The following is a 16,168-nucleotide window of genomic DNA, read 5'->3' as shown; positions in this document are numbered from 1 at the left end:
TATAGGATGACTGAATTTAGATTCAAAATGAAATTATAAAACGTTTTCGGTCAAAATTCATACATCAACAAATTTATTATGGTTATCTATTTTTTCTTTGAGAATCTCTACTGTTCAATAGGTATTGTATTGATAATGTTAATTTTATATAGTATACACTCTGAAAAATAATACGATGACTGGAGTAATAACAGCTTACAATAAAGAAAGAGGTTTCGGTTTAATCTCTCAATATTTGGTTTTAGAAAGCATCTATTTTGATATAGTAGATTGCAAAGCAAAAGGTTTGTATGTTGGAAGTACAGTCGAATTTGATACGGCTATTACTAAAAGAGGAGTAGTTGCTAAAAACATAATGGGTATAGTTAAACTTAAGGTGAGACCCAAAACTTTAGTATAAAGATTTCGATTTTAAAATTCTGCTTAATCTCTTCTTTGAGCGTCCCGTTTAGGCTATTTAAAATCAGTTATGATAATATAATTGATTTCACACGCATGGCAACGGGAACCATAGTCGCATTTCATAAGGATAAGCCTATCTGTTTTTTAGAAGACGATCAGCTAAAAAAGCGGGTTCTGGTTCTTAGGCCTGAAGGACTTGAAATTGGCGATCGGGTCAGTTATCAGCTTATCTCATCACCAACCGGCCTCATCGGAATCAGTGTAAAAAGGCTATAAAAATTAAAAATCATACAACTTCAAGTTGTTTTTTGAATTATTTTGTGTCAGCCTATTGTCATTCTGATTTTAATCTGTAACTTACAGAATGGGCGATAAAGTAAATTTGATTCTTGGAATAGTTTTCCTTTTAGGTGGTTTTAGTGTTTTCTTTGTGATTTTTAGTGGAAAAAAGGGTTAGTTCAATTTCAAATACTTTTTTCAAGAGAAATTTTTCTCTTCGAATGGTTTATTTTGATAATGCGGCAAAATTCGGTATCCGGATAAAAAAGAATTCATTTTCTGATATTCAAAACAGCCTTGTAATATTTAGGGTTGTTTAGAATGTGCAATAGTAAATATAAGCTGAGTGCTTATTAATAGGGAGTAGTTTTTATAAAATTTCTACCATTAAGGACTTCTATTGCCTTATATTATAACAATCGTGATATCGATGCTGGTAAAGAATGCTTGTTTTCGTCGACTTTTGATTCAAATGTGCTTTGTTGATACTTAGTGTAACGCAATAAAATAGGAATTTGCTGATTCAGTCTGCGGCTTCTTTTGTTTATGTGGGCTTTGTTTGTCCAAATATCAAAATCATCATTAATTATCGCTTGATCTATAGATTTCATATAGAAATCTATTTAATTGTTAAATCTTTTTGAGTTTTTGTATGTTTGTTGTATTAAATCTAAATTAAATGCAAGGGACAGTAAAATTTTATAATGAATCTAAAGGTTTTGGCTTCATTATAACAGAAGACGGCGAAGAAGTTTTTGTTCATGTTACAGGCTTGACTGATAAAATAAGCCAGAATGATCGGGTAGAGTTCGAAATCGCACAAGGGAAAAAAGGTCCCAATGCGGTTAATGTAAAACTGATTTAATGGTGCAATGAGATTAGGTACAGTAAAGTTTTATAATACTAAAGAAGGTGTTGGCAGCATTACACCATCAAATGGTGGGAGCGAAGTGAGTGTTTTTGCCCGCGGTGTAATCGATCCGATAAAACCTAATAATATTGTTCAGTTTGATATTGAATTTACGAAAAGTGGCATCGAGGCCATTAAAGTGATGGTGCTATCTGCGTAGGTAGGCCTTACAGAAGATTCTTTTTGTATCATACTACCGTTCTATTTATTATTTGGCACAGTTTTTTGGGTTAGCTATATATTAGTTAACGCAAAAGGATCGAAATGGTGACAAAAGAAATGGGAACAATAGATTATTATAATGAAACTGAAGGCTTTGGGAAAATCAGGAACGATATTGGAGAAGAAGTTCTGTTTTATCAAAGTGGCCCAATAAATGGATTTAATCTAAAAAAGGGTTTAAAGGTTTCTTTCGAATTGCATCAAACATTATCAATTGCAATAAATGTACTAATTGTTGATCCGAAGGATTAATGATTATTAATGTTTTGATTCTTATAGCCTGTATTATAGAATTTAATCATTATGATAGATTATTTTAGCAACTTGTAACCAAATCTGATAAATTTGGTCTTACTGTTGTTTATCCTTAAGTTATGATACAGCTAGAGCCAATTAACGGTTTTTTTAAAAGAGAACGTGCGTTGCAGGCAGCATACCCTATGCGTATGTTGATTGTACGTGAGGGGAATGGCTTTTTATGCATGAATTCTGGCGATTACCCCTTGTTAAAAGGTAGGATATTTTTTATTCCTGAAGAAGGCCTGGTTAGGCTCGAAGGAGAAATTACCTCAGGTTATTGGCTCAGTTTTAGCAGTTTATTGTATGCCGAATTTTTACTTCAGCACTTAGATCCCCAGGCTAAGAATCTCTTCTTAAATTTGTCTTTCAGGGATCTCGATTCGCAAGAATCAATTAAAACTTATAGTTTGCTCGATCAGCTAAAAAAAGAAATCAATATTAAAAAAGATATGCCCTTTTTAGCGCAGTACTTATCATTATTTCTGGGTTTTACGGCTGGTTTAGATGGCTATCTTGCTGCTTTAACCTTGGATGATTTACAGCAGGTATTAAGGTTTAGGGCCATTTTGGAGCAATTTTATAAGCAAGAAAGGTCTATTCAGTTTTATGCGGAAGGCATGGGGATGAGCAGTGGCAGATTAAATAAATTTTTAGACCGTGTACTTGGAAAAAGCTTAACAGTGCTTATAAAAGATCGGATTATGCGCGAAGCAGAAGAATTGTTGCTTCATAGCGATTATACGGTTGATGAAATAGCCGAACTATTGGGTTTTGAACAAACCACCAATTTTAGCACGAGTTTTAAACGGCATAAAGGCATATCGGTACTTCAATTTAGCCGCCTAACTTAAATTGAATGAAAAATTGGTGCGTCTGCCAAAGAAATGTTCGTCACTTCGATTTCATCTCTTCTAGAGAACAGGTTTTCCAGACCTCACCACATTAATTGCTTTCACGCCTAACGCGTAAAGTTTTGCTTACTGCATCTATTTTATCAGCCGCACCAATTTTGCATCGGCTAAATTATAAAATCTTAGCTTAAAGAAAAAAAATATTCCTAATAATGTTACGAAGTTGTATTTTAGTATTTACAAATACGCGTCTGCGCTAATCTCGAGCAGGTAAAATAAAAGTCTAGTAAGTTTGTAGATTATTTGCAAAAAATTATATTTGCCAAAATATAATCATTGTGAAACAAGAGTTTATGAAATCTTTTCCCTTACTAAATGTTTTAAAATTTATAGCTTTTTCTACGCTTATGGCCAGTTTTGCTTCTGTACAAGCCCAAAGCAAAAAGAAACCCAATATTATTTTTATCCTGGCTGATGATCTCGGCTATGGTAATGTGCACAGTTTTAACCCAAATTCTAAAATTCCAACTCCGAATCTGGATAAGTTAACTGAAGAAGGAATTAAGTTTACCCGTTTCTATTCTGGAAATACCGTTTGCGCACCTTCAAGATGTGCTTTAATGACTGGTTATACCATGGGCCATGCCTGGGTAAGAGGCAATGCAAAAGCAAAGGATGGTCTTGCCGCTTTACGTGCGCAGGATACCACCTTGGCCGAACGTTTAAAAGGAAACGGATATAAAACAGGCATGTTTGGTAAATGGGGTTTAGGAGATGAAGACAGTAAAGGTGCTCCACATTTAAAAGGTTTTGATAGTTTTTATGGATATCTGGATCAATCGCATGCACACGATTATTATACCAATCGTTTGTACGAAATTGTTGGCGGTAAAACAGTAGAAGTGCCTGTTGATACCACAAAATACACTGAAGACCTGATTGTAAATAAAGCGGTTGATTTTATTAACGCCAATAAAGATCAGCCTTTCTTTTTGTATCTGCCTTTAACGGTTCCACATGCCGAGTTGAAAGTACCGGCAGAACTGTTGAAGAAGTTTCAGAATGCAGATGGTTCGAGTAAATTCCCGCCTGAAACACCTTTTGAGAAAAAAGGGAACTATGATAGCCAGGCGCAGCCACATGCTGCTTTTGCCGCAATGGTAAATAAACTTGATACTGATGTGGGCACTATTGTAGCGTTGATCAAAAAATTAGGTTTGGATAACGATACCTATATTTTCTTTACCAGTGATAACGGCCCGCACAAAGAAGGTGGTGCCGACCCCGTGTTTTTTAACAGCAGTGGTGAGTTTAGGGGTGTAAAAAGAGATCTGTACGAAGGTGGAATCCGTGTACCGTTAATTGTAAGGGCGCCGGGCAAAATCGCTGCGGGTCAGGTTAATCCAACGCCATGGGCATTTTGGGATGTATTGCCAACGCTTGGAGAGCTAACAGGAACAGCATCACCAAAAAATATTGATGGATTATCTTTTTCTCCCTTGTTAAGCGGTAAAAAAGCAGCTAAAGAACATGAATATTTTTACTGGCAGTTTAACGAAGATGGCCTAAAAGAAGCTGTAACCAAAGGCGATTGGAAGTTGATCCGTTTTAAAGCCAAAGGAACTGCCGAAAAGTTAGAGTTGTATAACTTAAAAGCAGATATCGGTGAAAAGAATGATGTTGCTTCTAAAAACCCTGATATGGTAAAAACACTTTATGCTTTAATGAAACAGGCTAAAACGCCAGCAGAAAATCCACGTTTTGATTGGTCTGAAATTGAAAAATAGATGAAAGTGATCAGGCTAATTCTAGTTTTAAGCTGCACTTTGCTTTTTGCCTGTAAAAATGATGCGTTGAAGCAGAATACTCAAGTGAAAGTGAAATATAAGCCTGCTGTTTGTTGTTCTTCTAATCTGCCATCAAGGTTTGGCATAAAAGCGACTGGTAATGTTCACCCATTTGGCGATAAACAGGTTAAAAAATCATTGTAACAAAGGTCAGTACCTCCCCGTTTTGTCAGTCTGAGCGTAGTCGAAGACTTTTTTTTCATGTTATGTCCTCATGTGCCGAAACGCTTTTCTAGGCATTTAAGCAGGTCCTTCAACAGGCTCTCCGTAGGAGTCCTTTGTACAGGATGATAATTTCTTCTCCTCGGCCTGTGTCCTCACATGCCGAAATCTAAAATTAAATGGTTTGTGAAGATACCAACCATGAATTATGTTGATGATTTTTTGTGATTATTTGGCTACTGAACATATAATTTTAACCATATGAGACATTTAAGAACATATTAGCTTCAATGAACTTATATTTCTTATGTGGTTCAAGATCTAGAATTGAATGGTCTGTGGGGACACAGACTATGGTATAGGTGCGCCGGAGCAACCCCAAAAATGAAATACTGTTTTGGCCCATTAGCCCCGGTTGAAGCGTTACCCCAATGTCATTAAGTTAAGCATATGTACTGTCAGTCTGAGCCTGTCGAAGACCTTTACTAGTCGAAAACAAAAAACATTTGTCCTTCGACAGGTTCAGGATGACAATATTTTTTTGTTTTCCTTCTCCTCGGACTATGACGTACGCAGACAGTGCTGGTATGTTGCAGATTTATCTTTAATCCTCAAACAGATAACCGCTATAAGCTAATCCTTTGGCTACACTTTTAAAGTTATCTCCAGAGTTTAATGGGATGTGCGGGAATTTGTTTTTAAACAGATTTTGTACAGATGAAACCATTGATGTTCCTCCAGTTAAAAACAAACAGTCGATGTCTTCGGAATTGATTTTATACGTTTCCATAAATTGATCCAGGTAAACATCAATTTTGTTGATGTCTTTTTCAATGATCGAATTGTACTGTTCGAGCGAAATATTTTCATCAATCTCGATTTCCATATTGTTATAGGCAAATGTAGAAACAGGTTGATCTGAAAGTTCAATTTTTGTTTTCTCAATCGACCTGAACAAGGAATAACCGAGGTTGTTTTCGATCAATGTGATCAGGTTTTTAAATTTCGGATCGTTCCCTGAATAATAATAATATTCCTCAATCTCTTTCTGGATTTTTAAACCGTTAAAAAAGTTCATTTTATCCCAGGTGCAGATATTGGCAAAAAGAGATTTCGGTACATTTAAAACTTTGCCCGGTGTAGCCTCATACATCGTGTTTTTTCCGAAATACGGTGTGCCTTTATCCCACATAAAAGCAGAATCGAGACTATCGCCACCAATGTAGATACCACCGGAGGCAATCATATCGTTTTTACGGTCTTTGCTGCCAACTTTATCCGGATCGAGGATCAGGTAGGTGAAATCTGTTGTTCCCCCACCCAAATCGGCTACTAAAACGCGTTCTTTCCTTGTAATGGTTTTTTCGTATGCAAAAGCAGCACCAATGGGTTCAAACTGAAAGCGCACATCAGTAAAACCCGCGCTTTCAGCAGCTTTTTTTAATCTGGTTTGCGCCAGGGTATCTTTCATCGTATTATCATCATCAAAGAAAACCGGCCGGCCGATAATGGCTTTGTGGCAATCTTCGCCTGTAATCTGGTCGGCTTTTTCTTTCAGGTCTTTAAGAATGAGCGTAACCAGATCGGAGGCTGTATATCGTTTATTGTGAATACGGGTTTCAGTAAAAGTAGTTCTAGAAAGAATCTGTTTAATGGATTTGATAAAACGGCCTTTCATGCCATCGCTCAGGTAAGCATCGATTGCTTTTTCGCCAACAATATGACTTTCACCATCAATAATGCTTTTTACTTCTGTAAAATAGATTAACGAGGGGATAGAAATCGTATCTACAATTTCTTTCTTTTCTTCATCATAAATAGAAAGTGCCGAATTGGTTGTTCCAAAATCGATTCCGTATAAAAACTTACTCATGGCTTGATATGCTGATGTGTTTGGCTACTAAAATGGGGTTGCGAAAGTATTAAAAAAAAGTGAGGCCTGAAAGCTTTTTAAGCTTAAAATATACCTTGTATATAAAACCTTATTCACTATATTTAAAAAACATTCACGCTTTAAATTAAATCACAGTTGAAAACTACTATACTCTTTTTACTGGGCTTAATTTTCCAGCTTTTTTGCATCAATACTGTTTCTTTTGCTCAAAAAAATATACCTGATACTGTAAAGACAGGAATTTATGTAACGAGCATCCACGATATAGATTTTAAAGACAAAGAATACACCATTAATTTCTGGCTATGGCTAAAATATAAAAACAAGGAATTTAATTTTGCCGATAACCTGGAGATACCGCAGGCCAAAACGGTGAGCAAATCATTTTCAACTATAGACAGCATTGGTAATGAGGTATACATGTTAATGAAGTTGCAATGTGTAATGAAAGATTCGTGGTCGATCAATAATTTTCCATTCGACCATCAGTTGCTAAGGCTTTCTGTAGAAAATTCACAATTTGATTCAGCAGCCTTGGTATTTGTTCCTGATACTTTAGGTAAGCAGTTTGATCCGCGGTTTACCCTTCGTGGATGGAATATCGACAGTTTAAAAACTTCTGTAGCCAATAAAATTTATGAAACGGCTTTTGGCGATCCGGGTATAAAAGTGCCAAGAACAGAATATAGTAGCTACAAGGTGAGGATAGGGATTAGCAGAGATGCTTTTGGCCTGTTCTGGAAAATGTTTTTAGGTATGTATGTTGCTTTTTTTATTGCTTATATGTGCTTTTATATCCATGCCGATAGCATCGATTCGCGCTTTGGATTAAGTGTAGGCTCTCTTTTTGCCGTAATCGGTAATAAATACATTATTGATGGTTCGCTCCCCGAGTCGACTACTTTTACCCTGGTAGATACTTTGCACGGAATTACTTTGGTGTTTATTTTAATCGTGATTATATTAACAGCCTTTTCTTTAAAAATGATCAAAAGAGGGGATGAGAAAAAAGCTGAAAGGTTTGATCGGTTTTTCTCCATCTCGCTTTTAACCGTTTATCTTCTTTTAAATATTTTCTTTATCGTAAAAGCTATAAATGCTTAGGTTATTTAAAATAACTCGCTCGTACCCAAATGAGCGTTTACAATGCGGGTAATTTGCTGGCCAAGTTCTTTTGCATTGCCAATCCCTACGCTTTTAAGCGCTGCCAGTTGGTCGGTAGTTCTGGGCATTTTTTCGGCAATTGAAAGTAGTGCTAGGTCAGAAAGTACAGCATAATCTTGGGTGCCACGTTGCAGTGCGATTGTTTTGCGCCATTCGACCAGGTTTTTATAAACCTGTGGATTGGAAATTTCTTTTGGCTTGATGCTCGATTTAACTGGTTTTTTCTCCGGTTGTTTATTGCCCGCTGCGTGCAACGTATGGATATAATCTTTGATCGAAAAGGGATTCCACGAAATTTTAAATAAAGCGAGTTTTATCTGGAGTGCATCTTTGCAGTCGTTTAATACCGTAAGCAGTTTATCGGAGTGGGTATCATTATAAAAGTTGATGGCCACAATTCTTGCCATTAAGGTAATAAGCTGCTCCAGTTTTGGTACGAAATAATCAGATGCCTTCTGCAAACGTTCCATAAAAGCACTTTCATTTGCCGGATTTTCGTCGGTGCTTATCTTCGAAAATTCCTTGGCGATAAAATTCCTGGCCACTTTAAAAATTTCGTGCTGAAGGATCTGATTTCCTTGCTCATAAATGGACAAAAAGGCATTCTTTTCATCTTTGTCGATGAGTTTAGACCGACCGAGTTTTTCCCAGTCTTTCGCAACCAGCGAGAAATCCAGCAATTCATGGATCAATCCCCAGGCATATTGTTGTGTGTAACGTGCCAGCAGTTCAGTGGTAGGTTTATCCTGGTGAGAGGCTTTTGTGAAACTGATTACTTTGGCATCGGTAATGATGTTTTCGGCAACCACAGGCGATTTTAGAATAAGTCCTTCTAAGCTTCTGCAGCGACTGAGTGCTACATAAGCCTGGCCGTGGGTAAATGCGGTGCTTACATCAACTATCGCCTGGTCGAAGGTTAATCCCTGGCTTTTATGTACAGTAATGGCCCATGCCAGTTTAAAAGGGTATTGTGAGAATGATCCGGTACTGGTTTCGTCGATTTTATTTTCTTCTGCACTCAGGCTATATTTAACATTTTGCCAGATTTCTTTTTCTACTTCAATTTCCCTGCCACCATTGGTAAAGGTTACTTTTATCGAATCCTGACTAATAGCCGTTATTTTTGCCGCTTTTCCATTATAAAATTGTCTTTTGCCCGAAGAATCATTTTTGATAAAGATGACCTGCGCGCCTAGTTTTAACTGGAGTTTTTCATCGGTAGGATAGGCATCCTTCGGGAAATCGCCACTTACCTCCGCATTAAATTCGAAAATTTCTCCTGGTAATTTTTCTAAACAGCCCTGGTTGATTTCGTTAACCAGCTGGTTGTGCGTTGTTAAAGTAATGTAATCATCTTTCCATTCCTGATCTAAAGATGGATCGTAACGCTCATTCAGTTTCGCTAGTAAGCCAGCATCAAGACTGTTTTCGCGCATGCCGTTCAAAATATCCAGAAATATGGGGTCCGATTGGCGGTAAACTTTATCTAAGGTAAACGTAAGCATTGGCGTAGACCTGAAAATCAGGCTATCGAAAAAGTAAGGGCTGGAATAGTAGCTGCCCAGGATATGCCAGGCATCATGAAAAATAGGAGAGAGCTGGTAGAGATCGCCAATCATTAATACCTGAACCCCACCAAAGGGACGGTTAGAGCCTTTAACACGCTTTAAAGTACGGTCGATAAAATCAATCAGATCTACCCTTACCATACTAATCTCATCAATAATCAATAAATCGAGGCAGCGTAATAACCTTGTTTTTTCATCTGAGTATTTAAAATTAGTTTCCGCATTTTCATCAACAACCGGAACCAAAGGGCCAAAGGGAATCTGAAAAAAGGAGTGAAGCGTTACGCCTCCGGCATTTATTGCCGCAACAGCGGTAGGTGCAACAATAGCAAAATTCTTTTTGGTGGTATCTCTAATTTTGCGCAGGAGGGTAGTTTTACCCGTTCCGGCTTTACCCGTTAAAAAAACAGGCTGGTTGGTGGTGGCTAAAAAATCTAAAAGAAGTTGGTTGTCCGGATCGGGCGTATTCATATCAATTACAAAATTAACCTATTCGAAATTGATTTGAGGATAGATTAATCGGCGTTTTATCCACAATTTTTAATCAGAAACGAGGATCAACAAAATGAAAATTAAAATTAAGCACTTGAAAATGAGTTTATATTCTTTCTTTTTATGAAAAAATGCCGAAAACATTTTCGAAAATTGAATTCAAATTTGTAACATTGCACTCGCAAAAAAGGATAACCTTTTTTCCGGGCCTATAGCTCAGCTGGTTAGAGTAGAAGACTCATAATCTTTTGGTCCCTGGTTCGAGCCCAGGTGGGCCCACTGCTTTAAACCCCTTTAAGGATAACTTGAAGGGGTTTTTTGTTGCTCGGGAAACTATGCTACAGGTTATTTAAAGGCTGTTTCTGTAATAGTAGAACTGCTACTGTTTCAAATCTAGCCAATTCTAGTTGGCGTTCAAAACTTCGTTGTTTACTGTTTCGTTTTGGCGTGCTCAAAATGATGTGATCCCTGACATTTATATCAAGTAGTTTACCACATTCTACCAACCGTTTCGTTAACTTGATATCTGCCTCACTTGGATGGTACAGTCTGTAAAGAGGGTTTTGTTTTTGTAGATGAATATTAATCGGCCTTAATTTTTATCAGGCTTAGAAGACAGCTGATAAGTAGAATTACTTTCCCTGTATAAATATTATTTACTTAACTACGGTTGCTTCTAATTCTACCTTCAACGTTTCAAAAAGACTTTTAACTTCAAACACCGTACTAGCCTGTTTTATTTTATTTTTAATTATCCAGGCTTGCAGTATATCAAAATTTTCAAAAAGTGCTGTAGATTCAGTTGTATATATATTGAGGCGAACAATGTTCTTCATCTCGTACCCAGCACAATGAATCACTTTCTCCAGGTTTTCGATAGTCTGAACCAACTGGCTTCTGATATCTGCATCACTCGAAATGCCGTCATCGTTTATGGCGGTTTGTCCGGAAATATACAATGTGCTTTCTACATTCTTTACTTCAACAGCCTGGCTATATGATCTGGCATCCTGCCAGGTCCATGGGTTAATTTCTCGCTTTTCCATATATGTATTTTTGCTTATTTAATGCAAAAGTCTACATATCCACTTGGAAGTAGGCGTGACAAACATCACAGATTTTAAATATTAAGAACCAAGCCGACTTAAAGTCTCCCGGGAGACACCGAGATATAAAGCCAACGTTGCTTTTGGTACACGTTGCAGTAAACTTGGGCTCTTATTGATCAAGTTTTCATATCGCGCTCGTGCATCAGAAGTGAGAAAAGACAGTATGCGTTCCTGTGATCCAATGTGGCCAGCGATAGACTTCATAAGAAAAAAGTGCTCCATTTTTTGCAGACCACTACAAAGCCTGTTGAAGTTTTCCAATGATAGCGAGTAAGTCTCGGTATTTTCAAGACACGCCAAAGAGAAAACGGCCCTACGTTGAGCATAATAGGCATTAAAATCAGTCTCCCACCAATCTTCCATGGCAAACGATACAATGTGCTGTTTTGCAGATTCGTCCATGTAAAAGAGCTTTACAAGTCCTGATAAAATAAAAAAGACATCTTTAACGTGGTCTCCAGCCTGAATTATGAATTGGGTTCTCTTAAAAGATTGTAATGCAAAATGACCTATGACGAAATCAAATTCGTTGTCTGTAAGTTTCACCACTTTTTCAATATGGTCCCTTAATATTTTCTTTGAATTATCGATCAAACCTATGCAAACTAGTAGTACTTATTTGCATAAAGATACAGACCCAATACCATGTTATACAACAATGGCTGCTGCAAAATTTTCGTAGCGGGCGTATGTTGATTTAAACGTATTCTTCTAGGTTTTTGGCATGCTCTCCATCAAAACTCAATTTTTCTGGAAAGATCGAACCAATAATCTCTCTTTTCGGTACTAATCCTTATATATAAACCCGCTATTTTCATGACTTAAACACTTGATTGAACATGAAATAGAAGCAGGATAAATCCATGAAAAACAGGACGCTGAAAGTTGTTTGTAGTAGATAGGGGAGGTTAATAAAATGCCAACCCGTGCGAGGAGTGAGGCATCAATCATGGTTTTTAAAAAGACGAATAAGAAAAACGGTCTCCAATCCTTTTTTGCATCATTAAATTCTAAGCAATAGAGATGTATTAGAATAGAAAAGAATGATGTTTAGCGTGTAGTGGGAAAGGTATGCTATGGGGCCGCCGAATTTTCCGGCTGCGAAAATTAAAATCATTATATTTGATTTTTACAAGCTAATGAGTTCAATTACCATCAAAAAGTTTTATCAGGAGATTTTGGGAGATTCTTGTCCCGTTATCAGTCAATTTTTGGCTGAAAATATCCATAATGACATTGGTCATTTTAATGTCTTTAATATTCCTAAAATCTACAGAGCTTTCAAATTGAAAACCAAAATGCCTTGTAATAGGCAAACTTACTATAAAATAAGTTTAATTGATGGTAAGAACAAGGTTGAATATGATGGCAAAACCATTGACATCGAAGATTGCGCAATTTTGTTTGCTTCCCCGAAAACCAATCACTGTTACACGAATCTTCGCACCGAGCAAGCTGGGCATTTTTGTGTTTTTACAAAAGATTTTTTACCAGTTACCAAGATTGGGCTAGAGCTTGATAATCTTTCGGTTTTCTCGGTCAATAGTGATTTTATTTTTCAAATCACAACAGAACAGTTTCATCAATTTGAGGCTATATTTCAAAAAATGCACGAAGAAATTAATTCTGATTACATTTATAAATATGATTTACTTAGAAATTATCTGATGGAACTAATTCATTTTGGTCAGAAATTAAAACCAGTTCTGCCTCTTGAAAATAAGAAAAGCGCTTCATCCAGAACTACTACATTATTCATCGAACTTCTGGAAAGACAATTTCCTATTGAAAATATCAGGCAGTTACTACAATTGAAAACCCCGGCAGATTTTGCTGGAATATTAGGGGTGCATGTGAATCATCTCAACAGAGTCTTGAAGGAAACAACGGGAAGGACGACTGGCGAGATCATAGGAAGCCGGATTTATCAGGAATCAAAAATACTGCTATCTCAAACACAATGGAATATTTCGGAGATCGCTTTTACTTTAGGTTTTGAGGAACTCGCCCATTTTTCCAAGTTTTTCAAGAAATACAGTCAGCAATCGCCTCAACATTTCCGTGAACTACAAACTGTTTGATTTGTACAAACTTTGATTTGATTTATACAAGCTGGTTGATGGATATTTCTTGAACTTTGTACCATAATTAAATAAAAGAAAAATGGCAAGTAAAATAGCATTGGTGACTGGAGCAAGTCGTGGATTAGGTAAAGATTCAGCTTTACAATTGGCAAAAAAAGGATTTGATATTATCTTGACTTATCAAACAAAAAAGGAATTTGCGGATGAAGTAGTAAAAGATATTGAATCAATCGGACAGAAGGCATTTGCTTTGTCTTTGGATATTTCTACGACTTTAGGTTTTGACCAATTTACGAGCGAAGTGAAAGAAATCTTGGATTCACAACTTGGTTCAGCAAAATTGGATGCATTGGTAAACAATGCAGGGATCGGAATCAACGAAAGTTTTGAAACAACCACTGAAGAAACGTTGGATGCGATGACAAATATGCACTTCAAAGGACCTTATTTCTTATCCCAAAAATTATTACCATTACTGAATGACGGAAGTTCTATCGTGAACACTTCCTCAGGTTTGGCAAGATGGTCATACGGAGGCTATTCTGCTTATGGGCCGATGAAAGCGGCAGTGGACTCTTTGTCAAGATATATGGCTTTGGAATTGGGAGTTAGAAAAATCAGAGTGAATTCTGTTGCTCCGGGTGCGATTGAAACAGATTTTGGAGGTGGAGTTCTTCGTGATGTTGCAGAATTTAATCAACAGTTGGCTTCCCAAACAGCTTTAGGAAGAGTGGGTTTGCCGGATGACATTGGAAGCGTGGTTGCTTTCTTGTGTTCGAATGAATCAAAATGGATCAACGGTCAAAGAGTTGAAGTTACCGGAGGTTTTAATCTTTAAGGATATATTTATAATCTAGTAATCCCATCCAATATTTATTGAATGGGATTTTTGGATTTGATAGATAATATTTAAAAGATATCTTGAATCATCTTTCAGGGTCTTTGACAAGATCTAGTTTTATAATAGAGATACGGTTAGGAGTTGAAGCATGAAATTAATTATGTCAATAAATTTGATTTACATAAAAATACTTATTTTTTAGAAACCTAAAAAATATTAGACCAATTGATTTCTCAAAATCTCTTGCCTAATGTTTTGGAATTCATTTATTAACTAATAAGTTTGACCTGAACATTTTTTTTAGGTCAATAAAATTACAAAACAGTCTGTCTTGTAAAGTGATGGCGGACTGTTTACTAATTATTATCATAATAGATTTATTGATTTGACAATTTATCATAAACTTTTTCTAATCGATGAAACGCCTCTTTCGCTTCCCAGTTTGGAATTTTTTTCGAACGAGGATCATCCTTGGAAAATGATTTGACCAAAGAAAATGCAATCCTATCTTTATCTTTCTTCGCTGTATAGCATAACTGGAAAAGCAAAAACGAATACAAAAACGCTGTCTGTATCACTATCGCTTAACAGTTTCACTTTGTGTTTCCACATAATCAGCCTGCTCTTTTTCACTTCTTACAGGAATAATTTTATCTCTATAGATAATTGATCCATCTGTATGCAGCCGATAAAATTTAATAGCACCTCACTTATATATTCCCTCCCATATCCACTTGGATAACATTTTCAGAACTTATCAAAATCAATAAAGTCTGCTTTTCAAAAAAATAAGCAACTACAAAAAGACCGTAAGAAAAAAGGACAGCAGTTTTGTTTAAAAATTAATGGAAATACCTGGTTTTAGGTAGATTTATATAGTGGTTTATAGTTGTTTTTAATCTATTTGAGCCAAATTATTGGATATTGGCACTGCAGTTGCAATTGGGTATTTTAAAACTTATAATTAAAAATTGCATAATGAAAAAAACAACAACAAACTTTACTATGCTAGTCAAAGGATGTGCATTTGCTTTAATAGTAGGTGCCGTGCTGCAATTTGCGGCTTGCTCTAAAAACAAAGATATTAATCCGAGCGATGAAGAAATCTTAAGTAAGAAAATAGAAGATATTATTCCGCAACAGTATGTGGATAGCTTGACCAAACTGGGTTTTACTATAAATAAGGGTACTACGCCCCCAAATATCGATGGTTCTTATTTATTTAAGCCTTTCACCATAAAAAGCAGTAATATACCATACGATAGCTATCAGCCAGGTTATGTGCTTATTGACGGCGTAGTTAAACTTTATGAGCAAAGTACCAGCGATTTCAGCATAAAAATGTTGGGCAAAAACTTTATTGGTGCAGCAGATACCAGTGTTGTAACCGCTATTAGTGGAAGCGGAAATAAATTTACCGTTTACGGAAAGGTAAAAGCGTACAGAAACGGTGGTTATAATTTTTACGCTTTTTTAATGTCTGGAGAAAAAGATGGTAATAATATTAAAAACGGAATTGCAGGTATCATAAACATCGATGATTCTCACACCGGACCTAATACCATTGCAGAGGGACAAGGCAGAGTTGCCTTTGATGGCGATTATACTTCTGGACCTACAGATTTTAATAGCAAAACTGCTATGATTACCGAAAGAAATACCATTAGCAGTAAACCATCCCAATTCAAATAACAAAGAAAGCGGCTCGGAAAATCTCCTAAGCCGCTTTCTTTTTGCATTTAAGTAACACACAAACCTGATCAAACAATACTTTATAGTATTTTGAAACTATACAGCAAATCATTAAGCAGAAATAGAGCAATCAATAAGTATTGAATGCTATGTTATGTTTTTTGTCAAATCTTCGATTAAATGCAAATCAGGCAGAAAATGGTTCAAGAAGCGCCCAGGTGGGCCCACTGCTTTAAACCCCTTTAAGGAAGACTTTGAGGGGTTTTTTGTTGCTCGGGAAACTATGCTACAGGTTATTTAAAGGCTGTTTTGATGACGGCAGCCTCCCTGTAGATATTTTTGATTATTGTT

At 36.4% G+C, this 16,168-nt stretch carries 15 protein-coding genes and 1 tRNA gene; 11 read left to right on the top strand and 5 right to left on the bottom strand.

Annotated elements, in window-relative coordinates:
* Positions 1 to 175 precede the first annotated feature (175 nt).
* The 6 genes from ASU31_RS20170 (at position 176) to ASU31_RS20140 (ending at position 4,751) form a co-directional block, all read left to right on the top strand.
* On the top strand, positions 176 to 400 hold the full coding sequence (locus tag ASU31_RS20170; RefSeq protein ID WP_057934070.1) for a cold shock domain-containing protein: 225 nt from the start codon (positions 176 to 178) through the stop codon (positions 398 to 400).
* A 960-nt stretch (positions 401 to 1,360) separates the two neighbouring features.
* A complete protein-coding gene (locus ASU31_RS20160) occupies positions 1,361 to 1,546 on the top strand; it encodes a cold-shock protein (protein ID WP_057934068.1) in 186 nt (61 codons plus the stop codon).
* Positions 1,547 to 1,553: 7 nt separating this feature from the next.
* Positions 1,554 to 1,751, top strand: a complete 198-nt coding sequence (locus ASU31_RS20155; protein ID WP_057934067.1) for a cold-shock protein — start codon at positions 1,554 to 1,556, stop codon at positions 1,749 to 1,751.
* A 104-nt stretch (positions 1,752 to 1,855) separates the two neighbouring features.
* On the top strand, positions 1,856 to 2,065 hold the full coding sequence (locus ASU31_RS20150; RefSeq protein ID WP_057934066.1) for a S1 domain-containing protein: 210 nt from the start codon (positions 1,856 to 1,858) through the stop codon (positions 2,063 to 2,065).
* A gap of 122 nt (positions 2,066 to 2,187) precedes the next feature.
* Complete coding sequence (locus tag ASU31_RS20145) at positions 2,188 to 2,964, top strand: AraC family transcriptional regulator (RefSeq protein ID WP_057934065.1); 777 nt, start codon at positions 2,188 to 2,190, stop codon at positions 2,962 to 2,964.
* 353 nt (positions 2,965 to 3,317) lie between these two features.
* The gene (locus ASU31_RS20140; protein ID WP_083505451.1) at positions 3,318 to 4,751 is read left to right on the top strand and encodes an arylsulfatase; all 1,434 of its coding nucleotides are present in this window, start codon (positions 3,318 to 3,320) and stop codon (positions 4,749 to 4,751) included.
* A gap of 826 nt (positions 4,752 to 5,577) precedes the next feature.
* Here the strand turns inward: ASU31_RS20140 and ASU31_RS20130 are convergent.
* Positions 5,578 to 6,846 (bottom strand): Hsp70 family protein, encoded by a 1,269-nt coding sequence (locus tag ASU31_RS20130; protein ID WP_057934063.1) that lies wholly within the window; start codon positions 6,844 to 6,846, stop codon positions 5,578 to 5,580.
* 156 nt (positions 6,847 to 7,002) lie between these two features.
* Here ASU31_RS20130 and ASU31_RS20125 point away from each other — a divergent pair, with 156 nt between their 5' ends.
* Complete coding sequence (locus tag ASU31_RS20125) at positions 7,003 to 7,971, top strand: ligand-gated ion channel (protein ID WP_057934062.1); 969 nt, start codon at positions 7,003 to 7,005, stop codon at positions 7,969 to 7,971.
* A 5-nt stretch (positions 7,972 to 7,976) separates the two neighbouring features.
* On the opposite strand, the gene ASU31_RS20120 is transcribed toward ASU31_RS20125, so the two are convergent.
* The gene (locus ASU31_RS20120) at positions 7,977 to 10,070 is read right to left on the bottom strand and encodes an HRDC domain-containing protein (RefSeq protein ID WP_057934061.1); all 2,094 of its coding nucleotides are present in this window, start codon (positions 10,068 to 10,070) and stop codon (positions 7,977 to 7,979) included.
* A gap of 226 nt (positions 10,071 to 10,296) precedes the next feature.
* Here ASU31_RS20120 and ASU31_RS20115 point away from each other — a divergent pair.
* Positions 10,297 to 10,370, top strand: a tRNA-Ile gene (locus ASU31_RS20115).
* A 59-nt stretch (positions 10,371 to 10,429) separates the two neighbouring features.
* Here ASU31_RS20115 and ASU31_RS27270 read toward each other — a convergent pair.
* The 3 genes from ASU31_RS27270 to ASU31_RS20105 form a co-directional block, all read right to left on the bottom strand.
* Positions 10,430 to 10,639: a JAB domain-containing protein gene (locus ASU31_RS27270; protein WP_157258151.1), complete on the bottom strand. Its 210-nt coding sequence runs from the start codon at positions 10,637 to 10,639 to the stop codon at positions 10,430 to 10,432.
* Between the two features lie 108 nt (positions 10,640 to 10,747).
* Complete coding sequence (locus ASU31_RS20110; RefSeq protein ID WP_057934060.1) at positions 10,748 to 11,137, bottom strand: RidA family protein; 390 nt, start codon at positions 11,135 to 11,137, stop codon at positions 10,748 to 10,750.
* 81 nt (positions 11,138 to 11,218) lie between these two features.
* Positions 11,219 to 11,794, bottom strand: coding sequence for a Crp/Fnr family transcriptional regulator (locus tag ASU31_RS20105; protein WP_245224570.1), 576 nt, complete (start codon positions 11,792 to 11,794; stop codon positions 11,219 to 11,221).
* A gap of 545 nt (positions 11,795 to 12,339) precedes the next feature.
* Here ASU31_RS20105 and ASU31_RS20100 point away from each other — a divergent pair.
* The 3 genes from ASU31_RS20100 to ASU31_RS20090 all read left to right on the top strand — a co-directional run bounded on the left by ASU31_RS20100 (position 12,340) and on the right by ASU31_RS20090 (position 15,817).
* A complete protein-coding gene (locus tag ASU31_RS20100) occupies positions 12,340 to 13,281 on the top strand; it encodes a helix-turn-helix domain-containing protein (protein WP_057934099.1) in 942 nt (313 codons plus the stop codon).
* 82 nt (positions 13,282 to 13,363) lie between these two features.
* Positions 13,364 to 14,122 (top strand): SDR family NAD(P)-dependent oxidoreductase, encoded by a 759-nt coding sequence (locus ASU31_RS20095; protein WP_057934059.1) that lies wholly within the window; start codon positions 13,364 to 13,366, stop codon positions 14,120 to 14,122.
* A gap of 981 nt (positions 14,123 to 15,103) precedes the next feature.
* On the top strand, positions 15,104 to 15,817 hold the full coding sequence (locus tag ASU31_RS20090; RefSeq protein WP_157258147.1) for a hypothetical protein: 714 nt from the start codon (positions 15,104 to 15,106) through the stop codon (positions 15,815 to 15,817).
* Positions 15,818 to 16,168: the final 351 nt, after the last annotated feature.

It is taken from the genome of Pedobacter ginsenosidimutans (assembly GCF_001442625.1).
GTDB classification, from domain to species: Bacteria; Bacteroidota; Bacteroidia; order Sphingobacteriales; family Sphingobacteriaceae; genus Pedobacter; species Pedobacter ginsenosidimutans.
This window is presented reverse-complemented; position numbering and strand designations above follow the sequence as displayed.